The sequence below is a fragment of the Paucilactobacillus oligofermentans DSM 15707 = LMG 22743 genome, from assembly GCF_001434315.1.
GTDB classification, from domain to species: Bacteria; Bacillota; Bacilli; order Lactobacillales; family Lactobacillaceae; genus Paucilactobacillus; species Paucilactobacillus oligofermentans.
On sequence record NZ_AZFE01000032.1, the window covers coordinates 357288 to 379327 of the forward strand.

26 protein-coding genes and 1 other annotated feature are annotated in these 22040 nt (G+C 35.5%); of the genes, 1 reads left to right on the forward strand and 25 read right to left on the reverse strand.

Annotation, left to right across the window (positions count from 1 at the left end):
- Nucleotide 1: 1 nt before the first annotated feature.
- The 6 genes from rsmB to gmk form a co-directional block, all read right to left on the reverse strand.
- On the reverse strand, nt 2-1357 hold the full coding sequence (gene rsmB / locus FC70_RS08775; protein WP_057890622.1) for a 16S rRNA (cytosine(967)-C(5))-methyltransferase RsmB: 1356 nt from the start codon (nt 1355-1357) through the stop codon (nt 2-4).
- On the reverse strand, nt 1350-2297 hold the full coding sequence (gene fmt, locus FC70_RS08780) for a methionyl-tRNA formyltransferase (RefSeq protein ID WP_057890623.1): 948 nt from the start codon (nt 2295-2297) through the stop codon (nt 1350-1352). Before fmt ends, rsmB begins: the two co-directional genes overlap by 8 nt.
- A 14-nt stretch (nt 2298-2311) precedes the next feature.
- A complete protein-coding gene (priA, locus tag FC70_RS08785; RefSeq protein WP_057890624.1) occupies nt 2312-4732 on the reverse strand; it encodes a primosomal protein N' in 2421 nt (806 codons plus the stop codon).
- Nucleotides 4733-5926 carry a bifunctional phosphopantothenoylcysteine decarboxylase/phosphopantothenate--cysteine ligase CoaBC gene (coaBC, locus tag FC70_RS08790; RefSeq protein WP_057890625.1) on the reverse strand — a complete coding sequence of 398 codons (1194 nt, stop codon included), beginning with the start codon at nt 5924-5926 and terminating at the stop codon, nt 4733-4735. It lies immediately after the preceding gene.
- 127 nt (nt 5927-6053) lie between these two features.
- Nucleotides 6054-6254 (reverse strand): DNA-directed RNA polymerase subunit omega, encoded by a 201-nt coding sequence (gene rpoZ / locus FC70_RS08795; protein WP_057890626.1) that lies wholly within the window; start codon nt 6252-6254, stop codon nt 6054-6056.
- Nucleotides 6254-6871 (reverse strand): guanylate kinase, encoded by a 618-nt coding sequence (gene gmk, locus FC70_RS08800; RefSeq protein WP_057890627.1) that lies wholly within the window; start codon nt 6869-6871, stop codon nt 6254-6256. Before gmk ends, rpoZ begins: the two co-directional genes overlap by 1 nt.
- A 186-nt stretch (nt 6872-7057) precedes the next feature.
- Between gmk and FC70_RS08805 the strand changes: the two genes are divergently transcribed.
- Nucleotides 7058-7390 (forward strand): hypothetical protein, encoded by a 333-nt coding sequence (locus FC70_RS08805; protein ID WP_057890628.1) that lies wholly within the window; start codon nt 7058-7060, stop codon nt 7388-7390.
- Nucleotides 7391-7434: 44 nt separating this feature from the next.
- Here FC70_RS08805 and FC70_RS08810 read toward each other — a convergent pair whose 3' ends face one another.
- The 19 genes from FC70_RS08810 to FC70_RS08900 form a co-directional block, all read right to left on the reverse strand.
- On the reverse strand, nt 7435-8088 hold the full coding sequence (locus FC70_RS08810) for an ABC transporter permease (RefSeq protein ID WP_057890629.1): 654 nt from the start codon (nt 8086-8088) through the stop codon (nt 7435-7437).
- Nucleotides 8088-9014, reverse strand: coding sequence for an osmoprotectant ABC transporter substrate-binding protein (locus FC70_RS08815; RefSeq protein WP_057890630.1), 927 nt, complete (start codon nt 9012-9014; stop codon nt 8088-8090). Before FC70_RS08815 ends, FC70_RS08810 begins: the two co-directional genes overlap by 1 nt.
- Nucleotides 9015-9027: 13 nt before the next feature.
- Complete coding sequence (locus FC70_RS08820; RefSeq protein ID WP_057890631.1) at nt 9028-9657, reverse strand: ABC transporter permease; 630 nt, start codon at nt 9655-9657, stop codon at nt 9028-9030.
- Nucleotides 9650-10828: a betaine/proline/choline family ABC transporter ATP-binding protein gene (locus tag FC70_RS08825; protein ID WP_057890632.1), complete on the reverse strand. Its 1179-nt coding sequence runs from the start codon at nt 10826-10828 to the stop codon at nt 9650-9652. Before FC70_RS08825 ends, FC70_RS08820 begins: the two co-directional genes overlap by 8 nt.
- Nucleotides 10829-10870: 42 nt before the next feature.
- Nucleotides 10871-12547: a DNA repair protein RecN gene (gene recN / locus FC70_RS08830; RefSeq protein WP_057890633.1), complete on the reverse strand. Its 1677-nt coding sequence runs from the start codon at nt 12545-12547 to the stop codon at nt 10871-10873.
- 19 nt (nt 12548-12566) lie between these two features.
- Nucleotides 12567-13022 (reverse strand): arginine repressor, encoded by a 456-nt coding sequence (locus FC70_RS08835; protein WP_057890634.1) that lies wholly within the window; start codon nt 13020-13022, stop codon nt 12567-12569.
- Between the two features lie 2 nt (nt 13023-13024).
- The gene (locus FC70_RS08840) at nt 13025-13861 is read right to left on the reverse strand and encodes a TlyA family RNA methyltransferase (RefSeq protein WP_057890635.1); all 837 of its coding nucleotides are present in this window, start codon (nt 13859-13861) and stop codon (nt 13025-13027) included.
- Between the two features lie 13 nt (nt 13862-13874).
- Nucleotides 13875-14762, reverse strand: coding sequence for a polyprenyl synthetase family protein (locus FC70_RS08845; RefSeq protein ID WP_057890636.1), 888 nt, complete (start codon nt 14760-14762; stop codon nt 13875-13877).
- 2 nt (nt 14763-14764) lie between these two features.
- A complete protein-coding gene (locus FC70_RS08850) occupies nt 14765-14995 on the reverse strand; it encodes an exodeoxyribonuclease VII small subunit (protein WP_057890637.1) in 231 nt (76 codons plus the stop codon).
- A 3-nt stretch (nt 14996-14998) separates the two neighbouring features.
- Nucleotides 14999-16339 (reverse strand): exodeoxyribonuclease VII large subunit, encoded by a 1341-nt coding sequence (gene xseA, locus FC70_RS08855; protein WP_057890638.1) that lies wholly within the window; start codon nt 16337-16339, stop codon nt 14999-15001.
- Nucleotides 16329-17192: a bifunctional 5,10-methylenetetrahydrofolate dehydrogenase/5,10-methenyltetrahydrofolate cyclohydrolase gene (locus FC70_RS08860; RefSeq protein WP_057890639.1), complete on the reverse strand. Its 864-nt coding sequence runs from the start codon at nt 17190-17192 to the stop codon at nt 16329-16331. The genes xseA and FC70_RS08860 overlap by 11 nt, the downstream gene beginning before the upstream one ends.
- A gap of 118 nt (nt 17193-17310) precedes the next feature.
- Entirely contained in the window at nt 17311-17721 is a 411-nt protein-coding gene (gene nusB, locus FC70_RS08865) for a transcription antitermination factor NusB (protein ID WP_057890640.1), read from the reverse strand.
- Between the two features lie 2 nt (nt 17722-17723).
- Nucleotides 17724-18155: an Asp23/Gls24 family envelope stress response protein gene (locus FC70_RS08870; RefSeq protein WP_057890641.1), complete on the reverse strand. Its 432-nt coding sequence runs from the start codon at nt 18153-18155 to the stop codon at nt 17724-17726.
- A 33-nt stretch (nt 18156-18188) separates the two neighbouring features.
- Nucleotides 18189-18749: an elongation factor P gene (efp, locus tag FC70_RS08875; protein WP_057890642.1), complete on the reverse strand. Its 561-nt coding sequence runs from the start codon at nt 18747-18749 to the stop codon at nt 18189-18191.
- Between the two features lie 68 nt (nt 18750-18817).
- On the reverse strand, nt 18818-19885 hold the full coding sequence (locus FC70_RS08880) for a M24 family metallopeptidase (protein ID WP_057890643.1): 1068 nt from the start codon (nt 19883-19885) through the stop codon (nt 18818-18820).
- A gap of 76 nt (nt 19886-19961) precedes the next feature.
- Entirely contained in the window at nt 19962-20243 is a 282-nt protein-coding gene (gene rpmA, locus FC70_RS08885; protein ID WP_057890644.1) for a 50S ribosomal protein L27, read from the reverse strand.
- An 18-nt stretch (nt 20244-20261) separates the two neighbouring features.
- On the reverse strand, nt 20262-20591 hold the full coding sequence (locus FC70_RS08890) for a ribosomal-processing cysteine protease Prp (protein WP_057890645.1): 330 nt from the start codon (nt 20589-20591) through the stop codon (nt 20262-20264).
- Between the two features lie 14 nt (nt 20592-20605).
- The gene (gene rplU, locus FC70_RS08895) at nt 20606-20914 is read right to left on the reverse strand and encodes a 50S ribosomal protein L21 (RefSeq protein WP_057890646.1); all 309 of its coding nucleotides are present in this window, start codon (nt 20912-20914) and stop codon (nt 20606-20608) included.
- Between the two features lie 13 nt (nt 20915-20927).
- Nucleotides 20928-21001 (reverse strand) — a sequence feature (ribosomal protein L21 leader region).
- Between the two features lie 580 nt (nt 21002-21581).
- Nucleotides 21582-21788: a helix-turn-helix domain-containing protein gene (locus FC70_RS08900; protein WP_057890647.1), complete on the reverse strand. Its 207-nt coding sequence runs from the start codon at nt 21786-21788 to the stop codon at nt 21582-21584.
- Nucleotides 21789-22040: the final 252 nt, after the last annotated feature.

Below are 22040 nucleotides of genomic sequence, written 5' to 3' on the forward strand. Positions count from 1 at the left end.
CTCACATAGTACGACGTAATGAACTAACAAAAAATCCATCTGAATCAAAATCACTTGGCAAAATTGTCAAGGTCTTTGATTCACGTTTTGCTTTTAAATCTAAACTAGTATGTGTTCGCTCTAAAATAAATTCAGAATGATTAGCTAAAAACATGTTGATTACGTCATCATTTTCTTGTTTTAAAATGGTACAAGTACTGTATGTGATTATACCGTTCTTTTTAATTTTTGGGGCAACCGCTTCTAAAATTTCTAATTGAACTTTTTGTAAGTTATAACTGTCACTTAATTCTTTTTCATAGCGAATTTCTGGTTTACGACGAATTAGTCCAAATCCACTACAAGGTGCATCAACTAAAATTGCATCAAAGCTTTCATCATCGAATTGATTGTCAACCTTACGCGCATCTAAATCAATTGCTTCTACTACATCTTCAACACCTAATCGCTTGGCATTATTTTTAATTAATTTTATTTTATTTTGATGAATATCCAATGCGGTTACTTTACCACCAGCAGCTGCATCTAGCATCGCTGCGATTTGTACTGTTTTACCACCAGGGGCTGCACAAGCATCTAAAACTTTAAATGACTTTTCTAAATGCATATTTTCAACGGCTAACATCGCACTTTCATCTTGAATAGTAATTTCACCATTTTTAAAAGCATGCGTATTAGCAATAACGCCACGTTCTAATACTAGTGCGTTAGCTGCAACTCTACTATCTCTAAATTCTAGGTCATCTTCAAATAATTGACGTGTAATTTCTTCTTTGTCAGCTAATTTTGTATTAATTCGTAACGATTGATTAGCTGGATGATTAAGTGATTCAACAATTCTCATCATTTGATGATCACCATATTGATGACTAAGTTCTTCAATTAACCATTCTGGAACACTGTACTCAATACTGATACGTGTGATTTCAGAATCAATTTTATTAAAGCTCCTTAAATCTTCACGTAACATGCGATGTAAAATTGCAGTGACAAATTTACGAATCCCTTCGTGTCCTTTAATCTTAGCTAATTTAATTGATTCATCAGTAATTGCCCATTCTGGAACTTTATCCAAATAATGATATTGATAAAGTGCCATCATTAATAGTATTTTTACCCAGTCATCAATTTTCTTACCTTTAATAAAGGACTCCAACCAAAACTCTAGCGTCAAGCGATGTTGTATTACACCATACACTAAATTTGTAAGTAATCGTCGGTCATTATCAGCTAAATTATTTTGTTCGATAACCTGGTTCAATTGCAAGTTAGAATACGCTCCTGAAGTTAGTACTTTTTCAAGTGACTCTAATGCAAGTAGTCTTGCTGATTTGGGGTTATTCGCTGAATTAGTCATTAGTTATTAGTTGCCCTCCTTGAGCTAAATCATGATGACCATTAAGATAGTCCACGATTTTCATCAGTGGTTTCCCAGCTGGTTTTAGTTGATTAATTTTAAAAGTAGTTCCATCACCAGCAGCAACAATCAATTCTTTTTTACCAATCTGAACAATTTGCCCTGGCTTTAATTCTGTTGTCTCAGTTAATGGTGTAACGTCAATAATTTTAGTCACCACGTTATCCATTAGCATATTACTAATTGGAAATGGTCGCATCCCCCGAACTTGATCATCAATTTGGCCTGCTGTTTTGTTAATATCAATCCGTTCTTCAACTGACGAAATATTCGGTGAAAAAGTCACTTCACTCTCAGTTTGGGCAACTGCTTGATTAGTCCCGTTTAATAATTCAGGTAACGTTTCAAGTAATAAATCACGGCCTAATAAGCTCAGCTTATCAAACATATTTCCCGTGTCATCAGTTTTTTCAATTTTAATTGCTCGTTGCGATAAAATATCGCCAGCATCCATTTTCTTTACCATGTAGATAATTGAAACTCCAGTTTGCTCATCCCCATTAATAACGGAATAATGAACAGGCGCACCACCACGATACTTAGGAAGTAATGACGCATGGACGTTAACTGCCGCTATTTTCGCCGCTGCTAATAATTTTGTTGGTAAGAATTGGCCAAAGGCCGCTGTAACAATTAAATCTGGCTTTAATTCAATTACACGATCCATTTCAGGGCTATGATTAATTTTCTCTGGTTGTAGAATTTCAATGTCATGCTTTAAAGCAGCTTGTTTCACTGGTGGTGCCGTTAAAACATGTTTACGACCGACTTTACGGTCGGGCTGTGTAACGACAGCTAATACATCATAATTATGTTCAATTAAACTTTCTAAAATTGGTACTGAAAATTGGGGAGTTCCCATAAAAACGATTGATGTCATATGCTTCCATCCTTTTATATAAAATGTTGTGGCTCTGGGTCAATCGAGATTTGAATGCCCTGCCGACTTTGTTTTTGAATTTGATCCATCATTTGAGTTAATGTTGAATGCAATTGATTATCTTGTTTATATTTGATTACTAATTGATAGTAGTACTTACGATTCATTCGCGCAATTGACTTGGGCGTTGGTCCTAAAATAATACTCGTTGCTGCTAAATTAGCCTTTAAAAATTGAGCAATTTCCATAATTGACTTTGCGGCTTGAACTTCTTCTTCATGGCTCACGCTAATTTGTAAAGTATAGAAGTAAGGTGGATATTTACCCCGGTGCCGAATGTTCATTTCTGTTTGAAAAAAGCGTTCATAATCATGATGTTGAGCTAACTTAATCGCATAATGATCCGGATTAAAGGTTTGGACAATCACCGCTCCGGCTTTATCAGCACGGCCGGCTCGACCACTAACTTGAGTTAATAGTTGAAAGGTTCGTTCACTCGAACGAAAGTCGGGTAAGCCTAATGCGGTATCAGCATTTATAACTCCCACTAAGGTCACGTTAGGAAAATCTAATCCCTTCGCAATCATTTGGGTACCCAATAAGATATCTGCTTCTTGATTACCAAACGCATTTAATAATTTTTCATGGGCACCTTTACGTCTGGTTGTATCCACATCCATTCGCAAAATTTTAGCGTCCGGAATTAAACTCTGGAGTTCTTCTTGAACTTTTTGGGTTCCGGTTCCATAGTATCGAATTTTGTGGCCTTGGCAATTAGGACAAATCTTTGGAATGCCTTCTTCATGACCACAATAATGACATTTCATCGTATGTGTATCCATATGTAAAGTTAAAGAAATATCACAATTAGGACATTGCATCACAAAACCACAATCCCGGCACATAATAAAGGACGAGTAGCCACGGCGATTTAGCATTAAAATACTCTGTTCACCGCGACTAATCCGGTCTTTAACGGCGTCTAATAAAGCCGTTGAAAAATTACTTTCGGCATGTTTACGTAATTCTTGTCGCATATCAATTACTTGGACTGCGGGTAACGGCTGCTGATTAATGCGTTCGGGCAACAACAGGTGATGATAGACCCCTTTTTGCGCACGTGCGCGTGATTCTAAACTTGGGGTTGCACTACCTAACACAATTGTTGCCCCATAATATTCACTACGCCATTTAGCAACGTTACGTGCATGATAACGTGGGGTTTCATCTTGCTTATAACTAGTTTCATGTTCTTCATCCATAATAATCAAACCAATCGATTGCAATGGTGCAAAAATAGCGGAGCGAGCACCAACCACCACTTTTGCTTCACCACGTTCAATTCGGCGCCATTCATCGTATCGTTCACCATTTGAAAGACCACTATGTAAAACGGCAACTAATTCACCAAATCTGCCTTTAACGCGTGTCACCATTTGTGGCGTCAATGAAATTTCAGGAACTAACATTAAAGCCGTTTTATCTTCACTTAGCGTTTCTTCGATGGCTCGTAAATAAACCTCGGTTTTTCCACTACCAGTTACCCCTTGTAATAGAAAGGTTTCAGCCGTTTTTTCCTGATTGATTGATTCGCAAATTGCATCAACTGCCACTTTTTGATCAGCGGTTAGTTCAGGAATTACTTTATTATCACTATTTAAAGTGGTTTGCGGCGTCCGTAAAACTTCTAGTTGGTCTTTTTCAAGCCACTGTTTTTTTTCACCAGTTGTAAAAATTGAATTAGCTAATCCAGTTATTTCTTTTGCTTCACTCAATGACATTTCTTTACCAAGAATACTTTGTAAAAATGACAACAATTTATTTTGCGCTTTTGCACTAGCACGTAACAAAGATCTTTCTTCTTCGTAACGTTCAAAGCTCATGGTTGGCTTAATACTGGTAACGAACTTTGCTTTGGCTTGATCAGTCAACGCATATGTAACTTCAATTTGGTGCTGACGTTTTAATTTTAATAAGCGACTTACGGTTTCTGCCGGCATATTTTCAGGATCAAATAAAATTTCATCTTGGCCGTGAAATAGTTCAAATAAATCTGTTTCGCTTAATTCATCGATAATTTGTAAATATCGTTGTGTTTTAGTTTTCATCACATTGGGTAACATTGTGTGCATACAGGAGATTCTGAAGGCATAACAAGAGTCTGCTAACCATTGAGACATCGCTAGCAGTTCTTGATTCAAAACAGGATTTAAATCCATAATTGAAATAATTGATTTGAGTTCACCATCAAACTCAGTTTGTTCATCCAACCCAACGACAAATCCTTGTACCTGTCGACTTCCATTTCCAAACGGAATAATTACCCGCATGCCAACTTGAATTTGACGGTCAAACTGCGCAGGTACTTGATAAGTATAAGGACGATTGGTTTGCATTGTTGGGACATCCACGATAACTTGTGCGATTTCCGCCATCTAATCACCTAACTTTTTTGCAATTAATTCGACTAGCTGATTAGCTAATTGCATTTTTGACATTTTGGTTAATGGTTTGGGGTCTTGTTGACTTTCAAAAATTGTTACTTGATTATCATTACTTTCAAAGCCAATTCCATCAGTGACCACGTTATTAGCAATAATCATATCAGCATGCTTACTAACTAATTTTGCTTGTGCATTTTTATTTAGCTCCTGGGTTTCGGCAGCAAAACCAATGATTAATTGATGCTTTTTAATAGCTCCCACTGATTTCAAAATATCCGGAGTCTTTTTAAGTTTTAAAACAAATTCATCATTGTCAGCTGCTTTTTTGATTTTTTGATCTGCAATCATTTCTGGTTCAAAATCAGCAACCGCGGCGGCCATAATCAAAATATCAGTTTGAGTAAATTCGGTCATCACCGTATTTAATAATTCATTGGTTGATTCAATTTTAATAATTTTAATTTGGGGATGAACTGGTAATTCGACACTAATTTGTCCAACTACTAAAGTTACTTCAGCTCCAGCACTTGCAGCTGCTACAGCAAGTGCAATTCCCATTTTACCAGATGAACGATTACCAATAAATCGGACGGGATCAATTCGTTCCCGCGTTCCACCAGCACTAATTAAAACCCGTTTTCCAGATAATAAATCATTTTTTTGATTAACGACAAAGTTAAATATTTCTGCAACTTCCGGCATCCGACCAGTTCCAGTATAGCCTTCAGCTAATCGTCCAGTTGCTGGCGCTAAAACTTCATAGCCATCTTGTTTTAGTTGCTGAATATTTCTTTGTGTCGATGGATTAGACCACATATGGCTATTCATTGCTGGAATAATAACTTTACGAGCACTGGTTGCCAGCAGAGTTGTTGATACGGCATCATCACTAATACCATTGGCTAACTTACCAATTATATCAGCGGTTGCTGGTGCAACGACCGCAATATCAGTCCAATCAGCCAATTCAATATGCGCGATTTTATCTTCATTTTCTTTTGTCCAAAGATTAGTTAAAGTTGGGTATTTAGTTAAGGCGCTAAATGTTGTCGAAGTTACAAATTTTTGAGCTGAATCTGTCATGGCTACACGAACAGTATCCCCATGCTTTTGAAATTCTCGAACTAATGAAACAATTTTATAAGCAGCGATTCCGCCAGTAACATGTATTGCAACATTTGCCATCTTAATTCCCCCTCAAGTATATCTTCTAAAATTATACCATTAGAATACCCAGTCTCAACCAATTTAAACCCATTGATAATAAAAAAGACCGCAATTAATTGCGGTCTTGCTTTAATCGGTATACATATTAAGCTTTATCAATCGTAACTTCGCCGGCTTCGATTTCTTCAAGCGCGCGACCAACAGTTTTATCAGAATTATATTTACTTAATAATTCACTACCTGGATTGGCTTCTAGTTCATGAGCTCGCTTGCTAGCAAGCATAATTAAAGAGTAACGTGAATCAACTTTATTTAATAGGTTATCTACAGATGGATATAAAATCATTAGTTATTCTCCCCTAACATTCCGATATAATCAGGCATTACTCGAGTTACGCGTAAACGTTCACTCCGAATAACATCTTTTATCTTCTCAACAGCATTCGCAACTACGTCATTTACAACGGCATAATCGTAGTTTTGCATCATCTTAATTTCGCCAACGGCTTTCGCAATACGTTTGTTAATTACATCCATATCATCAGTTCCGCGAGAAATTAATCGTTGCTTTAGCTCAATTAAATCTGGTGGTGTTAAAAATACGAACACCCCGTCTGGACATTTGGCACGAACTTGCATTGCACCATTGACTTCAATTTCAAGAAAAACATCTTTACCTGAATTCAAAGTGTCTTCCACATAGTCTAACGGTGTCCCATAGTAGTTGTCAACATACTTAGCGTACTCTAACATTCCACCATTTTGGATCCGTTTTTCAAATTCTTCCGTAGAAACAAAGAAATAATCAACGCCATCAACTTCGCCAGGGCGAGGCTTTCTAGTCGTCATCGAAATCGAATATTGAAAGTCATTTTTCTTTTGATCAAAGATTGCTTTTCGAACTGTCCCCTTACCAACACCAGAAGGTCCAGATAAAACAATTAACATGCCGCGCTTTACCATATGCTGTGAAGACTCCTTATCTTTTAATGATAACTTCCATTTTGCACTAAATACGTCGTTTTATCAAGACTTTTTACTTAAACATAAATGTAAATTGTTAAGAAAAAATAAAGACACTTGCAAATTCGAACGTTTGTTCGTATACTATAATTATTGATAGCAAACATACGTTCGGAGGAGTACATCATGCAAAATTATTATCAAAAACCAATTCAACGGGTTAGTACTGAATTTAAAGAAAGGTTCGATGATTTCTTTCTTGCTAATGCTCGTAAAACTAATGAAACATCGTCTAACTTAAACATGCCAGATTTTCAAAAGCAACTATTCATTGAACAAGCCATTGATAATAATTCTGTTGTTACCTTAGAAATGTTAGCTTTTAACCAATCAGATGAAACTACCACTGCATCTGGAATCATTTCTAAGTTATCTCAATCTAGATTCCTATTAAAAAGTTCTACTAATGTAAGTTTCTTTATCGATTTTAACCAAATTAAATATATCAAATTAAAATAAATTTAAAAAAACAAGATTTGAGTTAAAACTCAAATCTTGTTTTTTTAATGTCGAGATGGATCTAGTTTCTTTTCTAAGAATCCTAAAACTCCATCTGAGATAATTGCCATAATCGCAGTTGGTAATGCCCCTGCTAAAATGATGGCAGCTCCATTAGTTGCATTCGTTCCTCGGATGATAATATCACCCAAACCACCTGAACCAACAAACGATCCAATTGCCGTAATTCCGATTGCTAATACTAGCGCATTACGAATCCCAGCCATAATTACCGACATTGATAACGGTAATTCAATGAATCGCAGTCTTTGAAATGCTGTCATTCCAATTCCTTTACCAGCATCCAAAATATCTTCATTTACATTTTGCATTCCCGTATAGGTATTTTTGATAATTGGTAGCAATGAGTATAAAAATACCGTCACAATCACGGTGTTAACTCCCAGTCCAAGACCTAACATGATAATTGACAACATCGCTAAAGATGGAATCGTTTGAATCACATTCGCGATACCAATGACTACGTCACTTAGTTTTTTTGAACGTGAAATCCAAATACCAATTGGTACTCCCACAATTGCAGCAAGCAACACGCCATAAATTGAAATTAAAAAATGTCGACTAAATTGTTGCAGTACATACATCCCATTATTTATGAAGTATTCAACTAACTGCTGTCCTAAATTCATATTTTTCATTAGTCGTTGCTCCCTTCAAAATAGTTATGCTTTTGTAAAAATTCTTTTGCTACAACACTAGGTTCTTTTAACTCATCATCTGCTTGATAATTTAATTTTTGCATGGTTGAAACGGAAATTTTTCCACTTAATTTGCTTAATACTTTAATCAACTCTGGATGTTCCTTTAAAATCTTAGTTGTCGCAACTGGATAAGCATAATATGGTGGGAAAAAGTTCTGATCATCTTTTAATAGTTTCAAATTGTAACTACTAATTCGACCATCAGTTGAATAACCTAATACAGCATCCATTTTACCTGCTGATACAGCATCATACACTAATCCAATTTGCATTGGTGAAGCTGTACCAAATGAGAAATTATATTTCTTTTGAAATGCAGGATAACCATCCCCACTACGTTTCATCCAAGTTTGATCAAGGCCAACGCTCAACTCGGAAGCATGAGTTTTCATATCAGAAACCGTATTTAAGTTGTATTTTTTAGCGGTTGCCTGTGTGACCATCCATGCATACGTATCAGCAAATCCATATGATGGTAGATAGGTAAAACCGTACTTCTTCTGGAAGGCTTTTTTGACTGTTTCACTATCCGTTTTAGGATTACCACTACTGGTTTTACCAAGAATTGTCGTCAAATCAGTTCCATCATAACGAGCTGCTGACATATCAGCATCCCCACGTTTCATGGCTTCAAATGACACATTTGATGAGCCTAAATTACTGATAATTGTTACGTGTAAGTCAGTATAATGTTCAATCATTTGTTGATCCATTGACGCTAAGATTTGTTGTTCAGTTGTATTTAAGGCGGCAATACGGATTGTGTCATCTGAAGATGAACTAAGTCCTGGAAAACCACATCCTGATAAGAAAATCATCGCCATTGCTAATACGGAGACAATCGTTATTCTTCTTTTATTCATAAGTTAGTCCCCCCTAAACTCTGATTGATTTCGGCGTTAATACATACTCAATTTTTCCAAGTATGTAATCCGTAATCAATGCTAATAAGATAACTGGGACTGAACCGGCTAAAATTAAATCACTACGATATAAATTCAAACCATTAAAAATGAAATCACCTAACCCACCAGCACCAATATATGATGCTAAGGTTGCCCAAGCAATCACGAACGTCGCTGACAATCTAATTCCCGCCATAATTACCGGCGCAGCCAGTTTTAATTCAACTTGGATAATTGATTGCATGTTACTCATCCCAATTCCCTTAGCAGCGTCTAATACGCTAGGATCAACATTATTTAAGCCAATATATGTATTGCGCAAAATTGGTAATAATGAGTAGATGAATAGCGCCACAATTGCAGGCAGACTACCAATTCCAAAAATTGGAATCATCAATGCTAATAACGCCATTGAAGGAACAGTTTGTAAAACACTTGCTAAACCAATTACAAATCCTGCAATTTTCTTAGCTCTAGTTAAACCAATCGCAATCGGAACGGCTACAATAATCCCTAAACCTAATGAAATAAATGACAAATAAATATGCTGCCATATTTTTAGAATTAATTCCGCTCCATTTGCTTGAAAGAAACTAATCATCTATATCAGCCTCCTTGTTTCCAATTTGAGTTTGATCATTGGCATCCTCATCTTGGCTCCAAAGAGCGTTATAAACCATATCAACAATTGTTGCCCGAGTAACAATTCCCACCAATTGGCGGTCTTTATTTACAACTGGCACGTTTTTATAACCTAATTTCAAAATACGGTTAACCGTATCGCGGACAATTGATTGCTCAAATACATAAAAAACTTTGTCGTCCATAATATCACCGACGGTTTTACCCGAATTAAATTCATCGTTCAATGTTTCGATATCTAAAACACCACGTAATTCACGATTATCACTCGTGACAAGTAGTGTATCTACTCGGCTTTTATGCATCGTTTTTAAAGCCACTGGCAATGGTTGATCTTGCGTAATATAAATTGGTGACTTAAGCATAATTTGTCCAACCGAAGTTACACTTGGGCGTGCTTGAATCAAACGTTCTTCACCAATTAAATTGGTGACAAAATCATTAGCTGGATGTTTCAAAATGTTTTCTGGTGAGTCAATCTGCATTACCTCGCCACCATCCATAATAACTACTTTAGTTGCTAATTTAAGTGCTTCATCCATATCATGAGTCACGAAAATAAACGTTTTACCTAATCGCTGTTGTAAATCTTGCACTAGATCTTGTAAAGATTCACGAGTGATTGGATCTAACGCACCAAATGGTTCATCCATTAAAATAATATCCTGGTCAGCTGCAAAAGCACGTACCACACCAATTCGTTGTTGTTGTCCACCAGACAATTCAGATGGATAGCGATCTAAAAATTCTTCTGGTAACTGTGCCAACTTAATTAATTCAACTGCTTTGGTATTTCGTTTTTCTTGTGACCACTTTAGTAATTTAGGGACTAACGTGATATTTTCACGAATTGTCATATGTGGCATTAAACCAATATTTTGAATTACATATCCTAATTTTCGACGTAGTTTAACTGGATCTAATTTGCTAGTATCTTCACCATTAATTAATATTGTGCCAGAAGTTTGCATTAGCATCCGATTAATCATTCTTAATACCGTGGTTTTTCCTGAACCAGATGTTCCAATAAAGCAGACGAATTCTCCTGCTTCAATATCAAGGCTAACATCGTTAACCGCCACCTTATGTCCCGGATATTCCTTGTGTAAATGTTCAAGTGAAAGTAGCATATAAATCCTCCTATTGGTCTCTTATTTTAAAAGTTAATTCTCCTATTTTGCCATTTTTAGTAACTCTTTAGCATGTTCAACCGTTAATGGGGTTACTTCAGCACCGGCTAACATTCTTGCCAATTCATCGATTCTCGACTCTTCATCCAGTCCATCGACTGATGTAATTGTTCGATCATCTTGAACCGCCTTTGAGATTAATAAATGATGTTGAGCCATTGCTGCAACCTGTGGTAAATGCGTAATACATAATACTTGTGATTGATTAGCAATTACTTTAATTTTTTCTGCAATCGCTTGAGCTACACGACCACTAACTCCAGTATCAACTTCATCAAAGATAATACTGGTTACACCTTGTGAGCGTGCAAAGATAGTTTTTAAAGCTAACATCACCCGTGATAGTTCACCACCAGATGCAATTTTAGCTAACGGCCCCATTTCTTCACCAGGATTGGTTTGAATATAAAACTCAACCTGATCAATACCGTTACTGTAGAACATATCATCCTTTTTATCCATAAATTTGATCTCAAAAACAGCTTTTTCCATATATAAATCATTTAATTGCTGCTTAATATCTTTTTCAATCTGTTTCGCTGCTTGTTTTCGATTTTGACTAAGATTATTTCCTAAGGTCTGCAATTGCGATTTTAACGTGACTAGTCTTTCTTCCAGTTCATCACTAGTCACATTGTTTTCTTGCATTGATTCTAGCTCAGCTGAAATTTTAGTACAGTACACAAGTATTTCAGTGACTGAATCACCATATTTTCTTTCAAGATCATTAATTAAGTTTAACCGTTGTTCAATCTCATTCAATCGACCTTCATCAAACGATAAATTGTCTAGTTGCCGTCCAACTTCATTAGCTACATCTTGTAAAGTAAAATAGGCCTCAGACACTCGGTCATTTAACTGGGTATAATCATCATTAAAATCACTAATTTCTTCTAGTGATTCTTTAGCTGAAGCAATTGCATCTAATGAAGACCCATTATCGTCACCAGCTAACACTCCTTGAACGGTTTGTAATGCAGTATTGATTTGCTGAAAATGATTTAGTTGTGCTTGTTCGTTCGTTAACTCAACATCTTCATCTTCGATCAAATTTGCATTATTAATTTCATTAACTTGAAACTCTAACATATCAATTCGTTGCGCAGATTGTTGTTCGGTAGCTTGTTTTTGTTTAATTTTATGAATCGTATCAGTATATTGTTCATAGATAGTTTCATATTTAGCTAATAAATCATCGTCTTGATTAGTAAATTCATCTAATAAGCCTAAATGTTGTTCTGGTTGCATTAGTAACTGATGATCGTTTTGCCCTTCAATATCAACTAATCTTGAACCGATTTTCTTAAGTGAAGATGTATTCATCAAAGTACCGTTGACTCGAATTATATTACGACCATTACGATTAATTTCACGTTGAATAACTAAAGTTCCATCAGTAATTTCAACTCCAAGTTCATTCAAAACATCTTCAATAACTACCTGATCTGAAATTTCAAATTGTCCTTGAACTTTCAATGACCCTTCACCTTTACGGATTAATTCTTGCGAACCACGGCCACCAACTAAAAGGCCAACCGCATCAATGATAATTGACTTTCCTGCTCCGGTTTCTCCAGTTAGAACAGTCATTTGATCACTAAAATTTAATGAGAGATGGTCGATAATTGCTAAATTTTCAATTGTTAATTCCTGAAGCATCCGACTTCTCCTTTCAATTTTAGTCTTCTAAAAAATCATTCATTTTATTCATAAAATCTTGCGTTGCAGCTTTACTAATACAAACATTTAGTACAGTTGAATCATCACCAAGTGTTGCAAACAAGTTTTCGTCATTCGACTGTGAGATCAAGCTCGACAGTGCTGGCCCATTACCAGGATGAACATTGATTACGACCATATTATCTTGTGCTTTCATTGAAATAAATGCGTCTTTTAATGTCCGGCGCATTTTTTTCTCGCTATCCATTTGTTTCTTTACAGGAAAACTATAATGATAACCACCACCGTCAGTAGGAACCTTAATTAACTGCATCTCTTTAATATCTCGAGAGATTGTAGCTTGAGTCACTTCAATATTCTTAGCTTCCAATAAACGGACAAAATCGTCTTGTCGTTCAATATTGTTACTATTAATTAATTGACGTAAATGTGATTGTCGTTCAACTTTTCGCATATTTACTCTCCAGCTCTTTTGATTTTCTTGTCTAAGTTGCTATATGCCGCAGCAATAACCTCATCAACTGAAACATTATTTTGAACTGTACCTGGTTGTGTCATTAATTTTAAATGAATTAAAAATTCAATGTTACCTTGTCCACCCTTAATTGGTGAATAGTCTAAGTGCATAACATCATAGGAACTATTAATTGCTAATTTAATAATCTTTTCAAGAACGTCACGATGAACTTTTTCATCATGTACAATTCCATGCTTACCAACGTTACTTTTGCCTGCTTCAAATTGTGGTTTAACTAATGCCACCACTTCACCACCATTAATTAAAATGGTTGCTAAGTTAGGTAAGATTAAATCTAACGAAATAAAGGAAACATCAATACAGGCAAACTCGGGTTGCCCCTTATCAAAATCTGCTAACTTACTATATCTAAAATTAGTTTGTTCCATCACGTCGACCCGTGGATCATCCCGTAACTGCCAAACTAACTGATTAGTTCCAACATCTAAGGCATAACTCATTTTAGCGCCATTTTGTAAGACCACATCTGTGAAGCCACCAGTAGATGATCCAATATCAAGCACAGTTTTATCTTTAACTGAGATATCAAAAACATCTAAGGCTTTCGCTAATTTTAAACCGCCTCGACTAACAAACGGCATTTTATTACCCTTCATATGTAAAGTTGTTGTTATCGGTATCTTTTCACCTGGTTTATCTAAGCGTTCATTATTAAGGCCTAAAATTTCTCCAGCCATCACTGCGCGTTTTGCTTGTTCTCTAGAATCAAATAATCCTTGTTCAACAAGTAAAATATCAACCCGTTGTTTCTCCATGTAGTTAAACTCCCTATATCTTAAAATATGCTAATAAGTCATCAAAATCGGTTACTTTAATCGGTGTTATTTTAGCTAATTTAGTTAAATCTTTTCGAGCTAATGATAATACTTCCGACAATTTTTGTTTCGTACCTTCTACTCCAAACAAACCGGGATAAGTATTCTTCGCCTCTAAATCATCTTTATGGATTAATTTTCCCATCCTAGCAGTAGTCCCAATCTGATCCATCAAATCATCATAAATTTGAAATGCTAATCCGTAATGACCTCCAAATGATGTCATTACCTTAATAACTTCTTGATTAGCGTTAACCATAATACCGGCAGCTTGCATAGCATACTCAATTAAGGCACCAGTTTTTTTAGCATGTAAATTTTGAACTTCTGTATATGATAAATGTTTCCCTTCATTAGAAACATCAATCACTTGCCCCGCTACCATGCCAGCAGGGCCAGCAGATTTAGCCAATTGCATCGTTAAACTTCTAGCAATTTGATTGTCTAAATCATTATCAACTAACCATTGAAACGCTAAAGTTAATAGTCCATCACCCGCTAAAATTGCCACTGCATCACCGTATTTTTTGTGATTAGTTGGTAGTCCACGTCTTAAATCATCATTATCCATCGCTGGTAAATCATCATGAATTAATGAATACGTGTGCAACAATTCAACTGCACAAACAGCTTTTAAGTACATCCCTAAGTCTTGCTGTCCTTGATTAAAAGCATCAATCATTCTCAAAGTTAACGCGGGTCGTAATCTCTTACCGCCAGCATTAACTGAATATTGCATTGCATCAAGTAACAATGCTTGATCAGTATCAGCTTTAATTTCTTTCTTTAAAAAGTCATTAACTAAGTTTTGTAGCGCTTCGACCGATTTTAAATGTACCATTTTTATTCTTCCTTAGTTGCAGTATCAAAATCAACTTCTTGATTATCTTCATCCATCAATTTAGTTAGCGTTTTTTCAGCATTACTAAGAGTGTCTTGTAGTTTCTTACTTAGTTCAATTCCATTTTGAAATTCTGACAATGCTTTTTCTAACGGCACATCGCCTTGTTCTAATTGACTCACAATCGTCTGTAACTTTACTAATTGTTCTTCAAAACTGACTTTTTCTGTCATTTACTAATCCCCGTTGATTTCTTTTATTTCCGCCACTGCAGATCCATCTTCAAAATTCATTTTAATTGTTTGTTGTTTTTGTAGTTGAGATACTGATTTAACAACTTGATCATCAACTGTAATATACGAATAACCACGACTCATAATTTTTAATGGACTCAGATTATCTAGTTCAGAAATTAATTTTAAAACACACTGACGTTGATTATTAATATTCGTTTGCACAGCCTGATTAAGGCGAATGTTTAAATTAGCTAATTGTTGCTGCTGGTTAACAATTGATTGGCTAATTTGCTTGCCTGATAACCGATTAGTAATTAGCTGTACCTGTTGAAGCCAGCTTTGCTGATAGCTATCACTTAATTGACGTAATCGATTATTAGCTAGATCTACACTTTGAACATAGCGTTCATAAAGTCTCGTTGGCTGCGTAAAAATATAGCTTTCTTTTACTTTTGCTAGTTTTTGTTGGTCAAATTTAATTTCTTGATTCATTGCCTGAAATAAGCGTTGTTGCATTTGTTTAATTTTAAGAATTTCATCATTTAGTACCGGTACAGCTAATTCGGCTGCTGCTGTTGGTGTTGCTGCCCGTACATCAGCTACTAAATCAGCAATCGTGGTATCTGTTTCATGTCCCACTGAAGAAATTACTGGTAAATCACTATTCACGATGGCTCGTGCAACCGCCTCTTCATTAAATGGCCATAAATCTTCAATTGATCCACCACCACGCCCAATAATTAACGTATCAAAATCACCAATCTCATTGGCACGCTCAATTTGTTTAACAATGTCAGCTGCGGCTCGATCACCTTGAACCAGCGCTGGAAATAAAACAATTTGAGCAATTGGAAAGCGACGTTGAACAGTGGTAATAATATCTCTAATTACTGCACCACTTGGACTAGTTACAACTGCTATTCGTTTAGGAAACATGGGCAATTGTTTTTTAGGTAAATTAAACAATCCTTCTGCAGTTAACTTCTTTTTAAGTTGCTCATATGCTTGATATAATGCCCCAATCCCATCTGGCTGCATACTATCAACATAAATTTGATAACTACCACTGGCTTCATACAAACTAATACGACCAGTTACTAAGACCTTCATTCCTTCTTCAGGGGTAAACTTAATCTTTTCAAACGCCCCTTTAAACATAATGGCACTGATTTTAGCATGATCATCTTTCAGACTAAAATATTGATGTGCATTAGCTCTTAACCGAAAATTTGATAATTCACCCGTTAAATAAATTCTACCTAAATAAGGATCAACATCAAATTTACGTTTTATATATTTAGTTAAAGCAGTAACAGTAAGATACTGTTCACTATTTTCCATTATTTATACTCCATTGAGCTAACTCTACAGTTTGTTGCATTAATGTGGCAATTGTCATCGGACCAACTCCGCCGGGAACTGGAGTAATTGCACTGGCAACTTTACTGGCAGATTCAAAATCAACATCCCCTGTCAATTTACCATCTTCACCGCGATTAATTCCAACATCAATTACAACTGCACCCTCTTTAAGATCATTACCTGAAATTAAGTTAGCTACGCCAGTTGCAACAACAATAATATCTGCTGTTTTGGTTAGTGCTTTTAGATTATTTGTTTTAATTCCTGCCAAGGTAACCGTTGCATCTTGGTTAATCATTAAGGCTGCAACAGGACGGCCAACTAAGACACTTCTTCCGACAACTACAACATCTTTTCCAGATAAATCAATCTTGTATTCACGCAAAATTGTCATAATTCCTTTAGGTGTACAAGCAACTGGATAATTTCCAGCCTGATTACCAAATAACTTACCTAAGTTAACCGAACTAAAGCCATCAACATCTTTCTTAGGATCAATTGCGTTAGTTACTGTGGTTGCATCAATCTGTGCTGGCAATGGTAGCTGAATTAAAATAGCGTGAATACTATCGTCTTGATTTAATTTTTCGACTTCATTTAAGATTTCATCTTGACTCACTGAAGAAGGGAATTTCTTTAAAATTGACTTCATTCCTAAGTTTACAGCTTTACGATGCTTATTCCGGGTATAAATTTGACTTGCTGGGTCATCACCGACAAGAATCACGGCAATGCCTGGTTGAACCCCTTGTGCAGTTAATTCATTAGCTTTAAGCTTAGTAGCTTCATTTATTTTTGCTGCAGTTCCCTTACCATCTAAAATAATTGCCATAAAGTTAATCCCTCCGATTAGTGAATGTATATATACAATTTTATCATATTTAATGAATAATTTTCCGAGATATTTAAAAAAGCTGAGATAGATTCAATATCTATCTCAGCTTTTATTATTAATCAACTTGTTTTTCAAAACTACCTAGAACACCATTGATAAATTTCTTTGAAGTATCATCGCTAAATGATTCTGCAAGTTCCAATGCTTCGTTAATCACAACCGCACTTGGAATATCATCAACGAATTGTAATTCAAACAATGCAATCTGTAAGATTATCAAATCTGATTTTGCAATTCGCTTAACAGTCCATTTAGAACTCAATAAGCCTTGGATCTGCTCATTTAATTCTTCACGATGTTCATTTACGCCTTCAACTAACGTAACAAGATATTCTGGTACTTCATTTTCATGATCGATTGCTAAAACTTCAGTGTAAAGTTCAGCAACGTCCGCATCATCATTTGCTAATTGAGCAAATAATGTTTGAAATGCGCTCTTTCTAATCTGATGCCGATTCATGCTCACTCTTATTCACCGTTTTCATTTTCTGCAAAAATATCGTTAGGATCCACTTTTTGTTCTGATTTTTCAGGAACCATTCCTTCAATATGAACATTAACTTCTTGAATTTTCAAGTCAGTCATCAATGATACTTGTTGTTTTACTTTATCTTGAATTTCAATTGCGGTTTTAGGTACATTAACGCCATATTCAAGGTAAACATCAACGTCGACGACAAGTTCATTTTCATCTCTCGTTAACTTAACCCCACGGGCATGATCAGTATGACGACCTAATAGTTCAGTCACATTACTTGTGATTGAACCGTGCATCTTTGATACACCTTCGATTTGGTTTGCTGCAATTCCAGCAACCGTTTCGAGCACGCTTGGTGAAATTTCGATTGATCCTAATGATTGGTCTTCCTGGTTTAAAATTAGATTTGTTTCTTCAGCCATTTTAAACGCCTCCGATTATTATGTGAATTCGATTTATGCGCGAGAAATATATGAAGAATCAGTTGTATTGATAACTAATTCGTCATCTTCATTAACAAAGAAAGGAACTTGGATTACAAGTCCAGTTTGCATTGTAGCTGGTTTTGAACCACCTGAAGCTGTATCACCCTTAATACCAGGTTCTGTAGCTGCAACTTTCAATGTAACTGTGTTTGGTAAATCAACTCCAAGAGTTTCATTACCGAAAGTTGTAATACTTACTTCCATGTTTTCTTTCAAAAACTTAAGTTCAGCTTTGATGTTTTCGGCTGGAAGTTCGATTTGTTCGTAAGTATCATTATCCATGAAAACGTGGTTGTCACCGTCTGCATAAAGATATTGCATTTTACGAGTTTCAATATTAGCACGTTCCATTTTTGCACCGGCACGGAATGTTTTATCTTGAACTGCGCCTGTACGTAGGTTCTTTAGCTTTGAGCGAACAAATGCTCCACCCTTACCAGGCTTAACATGTTGGAATTCAATAATGCGCCAAATTGCGTCATCCACTTCAATTGTAAGACCATTTTTAAAATCTGCTGTTGAAATTGCCATTATTTGTTTCCTCCTAGATTACATATCAACTTCCATTTTGCTATATAAATCGATAAATTGCAACTAAATTACAAAATTATCAATTCTTTGCTTGCAGTTGTTAGAACTCGATTCCCATTTTCAGTAATTAAAATATCGTCTTCAATCCGTACCCCGCCTTTACCTGAAAGATAAATTCCAGGTTCTACGGTTATAACTTGTTGCTGTTTCAACTTAATTTTTGAATTTGGGCCATAACTTGTTGGTAATTCATGAACCGACATTCCGATACCATGTCCCATACCATGATTAAAGTTTTTGCCATACCCAGCGGCTTCAATAATATTTCGACCTGTATCATCTAAATCTGCACCATCTATATTATTTTTAGCTAATGCAGTAACCGCATTTAAAGCTTGATAAACGGTTTGATAAATTAAATTCAATTCATCATCAATTTCACCCATTACAACAGTTCTTGTAATATCAGCAGTATATCCGTCTACAAAGTAACCAAAGTCAATTACTACTAAATCACCATGTTCAATAATTTTATGACTAGCTGTCGCATGTGGTTTAGCTGAATTAATTCCACTCGCAACAATCGTTTCGAAAGATGATTTTTGTGCACCATGTGATTTCATCCACGCATCCAATAAATTAGCAGCATCCAATTCAGTCATTCCAACTTTAATATTCTTTATTAAGTATTCAAAGCCGGCCGAATTTAATTCAGCTGATACAGTTAGTTTTTCAATTTCTAACGGACTTTTTACCGCACGTAATGACTCTACTATATTTTCAAAAGAATCAATATCTGCGGCGACTTGATCAACTAGAACATCATAATCACGCAGCGTTATCGTATCTTCAATTCCAACTGCTTCAATCTGTAATTTAGCAGATAATTCAGCCACCGCTCCAAAATAATCACGTGTAATTATTGCTTGAATTCCAGGCAAATCAAGTTCACTTAATGCGGCTTCGAAACGTGCATCAGTTATCATATATGTGATTTTTGGAGTAACTAACACGCAGCCATCGCCTGCAGTTAAATTAAAATCAGTTAGATACTTCATGTTAGTTTCATCTAGTACTAAAAATGCATCAATAAATAATTCAGACAATTTTTTTTGTAATTTCTCTATTGGATTCATTTACGACATATCTCCTATCTGATTCCACAAAAATATCCCAAAAGTAATTACTTTTGGGATATCATATCAACTTTTGTTATTCAGCAACTGGGTATACTGAAACTTTACGTTTGTCGCGACCCATGCGTTCGAACTTAACAACACCATCAACCTTTGAGAAAAGTGTGTCATCGTTACCGCGACCAACATTTTCACCAGGATTAATATGTGTTCCACGTTGACGATAAAGGATTGAACCGGCTGTTACTGTTGAACCGTCTGCAGCTTTTGTACCAAGACGACGTCCAGCAGAATCACGACCGTTGGCAGTAGATCCGCCCCCTTTATGATGTGAGAAAAATTGTAAATCCATAATCATAATCGTTCACCTCCAACTTTAAATTTTTGTAATTTCTTCTACGATAATATTGTCCGGATAAGACTGAGCTACATCACGAACGCCATTAATCAGTGTTTTTAACAAGATTTGACTATCATGGTCAATTTTCAACTTCTGAACTGATATAAAACCACCCTCGGTGTCATCTGAGATAACTTGGGGATGCATATCAATGACTTCTTCCAATCCATTAATGGTTGAAATAGTTAATACTGAGATTGCAGCACAGACAATATCTTGTCCATAAGGCCCTGATTCAGCATGACCAGTCACTTGGAAACTCAAAATATTATTTTGAGAATCTAATTCAAAATTTGCTTTAATCATAGTAAGTACCTCGATTAAGCGTTGATGGCGTCAATAACAACCTTAGTATATGGTTGACGATGACCTTGCTTAGTATGTGAATGTTTCTTGGCCTTGTACTTGAAAGTAACAACTTTCTTTTCCTTGCCTTGCTTTTCAACAGTACCTGTAACAGTTGCGCCTGCAACTGTTGGTGTACCGATCTTAGCTGAGTCACCACCAACGAAGACAACTTCGTCAAAAGTAACTTTTTCACCAGCTTCAACGTTTAATTTTTCAACGTAGATAGCTTCTCCGGCTTCAACCTTATATTGTTTTCCACCTGTTACGATAATTGCGTACATATTGTGCACCTCCTTAATATCTTAGACTCGCCATACAAGTAGCTATTCAAAGCTTTGAAGACTTGTTGCGTGCGGTTGTAGTTGTGGTTCACAAATACAACTCATTAATTATATCAGATTAAGGCTACGCGGTCAAACCAAGGACTAATAAATATTTTATTACATTATTACTTTATAAAATAATAGGAACGTATTGTTTGATATATCCAGTAGCAAAAAATATTAAAAATACTTAATACATATAAATAATTTGCTAACATTAATCAATCCTGAACATTCATACCAAGCATAAATACTAAAAGTAACCATGAAATAACAACAAAAATGACTGATGTTATTACAAATAAGTTATAAATTAATACTTAAAAGCATTAACTGAATTAGTCCATTTAAAATACGTAAAAACAATTAATCTAAATTAATTGAAAATAAATAAAAAACTATCTAATTAACAATTTAAAATGTTAATTAAATAGCTTTTTTTCTATATAATCTATGAAGCGAGTGAGGTTCGCATACAGCAAAATCCCCCGCTACATCACTGTTTTCATAAGCTGTTTTCATTTAAAGTGCTAGAGTTGTGCTAGAACTACAAAAAATACTATAACATAAAATATCTGTGGTGGGTATGACGGAATTGTTTTTTACATAGAAAATTTTATTTATTTTATTTGCGTGGATCTTTTTCTCCAGTTGCTGACTCCATTCCTTCAGTCGTTACAACCAGAGTTTTCCCTAGTAATCTATACGACCCTTCAGGCCACTTTTGAGGAGACTGCCTAATACTAGTCCTAACATACGCTTCATTCTTATTCCATATTTGAGCAGCTTCAGCAGCGGGCATGATATCTGAACTGTTTAAATTAATTTTCATTTCAATCTCTCCTACTTAACTATTAAATATACGATAATTCCAATAAATAAAATCCAACCAATAAACGCTTTCTGGTCGAACTTATGACGTTGTACAGTTATTTTTATTTTCATAGTGTGCTCCATTTGGTATAATATACACCAAAGAGACGGCTCTTTCGAGCTATTCTTTGGTTAAGCCTCATCGGCTTATCTTGATTGAGAAAGTTATGAATAGAAGATTAATTTTGAAGGTTAATTCTATTTTTAACTT

Bases quoted from the DNA above. Each gene is read 5' to 3' on its own strand.
- FC70_RS08840 (WP_057890635.1), bottom strand. From the start codon at position 13,861: ATGGAGAAACAACGGGTTGATATTTTACTTGTTGAACAAGGATTATTT.
- FC70_RS08845 (WP_057890636.1), bottom strand. From the start codon at position 14,762: ATGGTACATTTAAAATCGGTCGAAGCGCTACAAAACTTAGTTAATGAC.
- FC70_RS08820 (WP_057890631.1), bottom strand. From the start codon at position 9,657: ATGATTAGTTTCTTTCAAGCAAATGGAGCGGAATTAATTCTAAAAATA.
- FC70_RS08825 (WP_057890632.1), bottom strand. From the start codon at position 10,828: ATGCTACTTTCACTTGAACATTTACACAAGGAATATCCGGGACATAAG.
- FC70_RS08805 (WP_057890628.1), top strand. From the start codon at position 7,058: ATGCAAAATTATTATCAAAAACCAATTCAACGGGTTAGTACTGAATTT.
- fmt (WP_057890623.1), bottom strand. From the start codon at position 2,297: ATGACATCAATCGTTTTTATGGGAACTCCCCAATTTTCAGTACCAATT.
- FC70_RS08810 (WP_057890629.1), bottom strand. From the start codon at position 8,088: ATGAAAAATATGAATTTAGGACAGCAGTTAGTTGAATACTTCATAAAT.
- efp (WP_057890642.1), bottom strand. From the start codon at position 18,749: ATGGCAATTTCAACAGCAGATTTTAAAAATGGTCTTACAATTGAAGTG.
- FC70_RS08835 (WP_057890634.1), bottom strand. From the start codon at position 13,022: ATGCGAAAAGTTGAACGACAATCACATTTACGTCAATTAATTAATAGT.
- FC70_RS08890 (WP_057890645.1), bottom strand. From the start codon at position 20,591: ATGATTAAAGCAAATTTTGAATTAGATTCTCAAAATAATATTTTGAGT.
- FC70_RS08850 (WP_057890637.1), bottom strand. From the start codon at position 14,995: ATGACAGAAAAAGTCAGTTTTGAAGAACAATTAGTAAAGTTACAGACG.
- FC70_RS08815 (WP_057890630.1), bottom strand. From the start codon at position 9,014: ATGAATAAAAGAAGAATAACGATTGTCTCCGTATTAGCAATGGCGATG.
- priA (WP_057890624.1), bottom strand. From the start codon at position 4,732: ATGGCGGAAATCGCACAAGTTATCGTGGATGTCCCAACAATGCAAACC.
- recN (WP_057890633.1), bottom strand. From the start codon at position 12,547: ATGCTTCAGGAATTAACAATTGAAAATTTAGCAATTATCGACCATCTC.
- FC70_RS08870 (WP_057890641.1), bottom strand. From the start codon at position 18,155: ATGGCTGAAGAAACAAATCTAATTTTAAACCAGGAAGACCAATCATTA.
- FC70_RS08880 (WP_057890643.1), bottom strand. From the start codon at position 19,885: ATGAATCCAATAGAGAAATTACAAAAAAAATTGTCTGAATTATTTATT.
- rsmB (WP_057890622.1), bottom strand. From the start codon at position 1,357: ATGACTAATTCAGCGAATAACCCCAAATCAGCAAGACTACTTGCATTA.
- FC70_RS08900 (WP_057890647.1), bottom strand. From the start codon at position 21,788: ATGAAAATTAATTTAAACAGTTCAGATATCATGCCCGCTGCTGAAGCT.
- rpoZ (WP_057890626.1), bottom strand. From the start codon at position 6,254: ATGATTTTATATCCATCTGTAGATAACCTATTAAATAAAGTTGATTCA.
- coaBC (WP_057890625.1), bottom strand. From the start codon at position 5,926: ATGGCAAATGTTGCAATACATGTTACTGGCGGAATCGCTGCTTATAAA.
- xseA (WP_057890638.1), bottom strand. From the start codon at position 16,339: ATGGAAAATAGTGAACAGTATCTTACTGTTACTGCTTTAACTAAATAT.
- rplU (WP_057890646.1), bottom strand. From the start codon at position 20,914: ATGTACGCAATTATCGTAACAGGTGGAAAACAATATAAGGTTGAAGCC.
- rpmA (WP_057890644.1), bottom strand. From the start codon at position 20,243: ATGATTATGGATTTACAATTTTTCTCACATCATAAAGGGGGCGGATCT.
- FC70_RS08860 (WP_057890639.1), bottom strand. From the start codon at position 17,192: ATGGCAATTATTTTAGATGGTAAGGGAACTGCAGCAAAAATAAATGAA.
- gmk (WP_057890627.1), bottom strand. From the start codon at position 6,871: ATGGTAAAGCGCGGCATGTTAATTGTTTTATCTGGACCTTCTGGTGTT.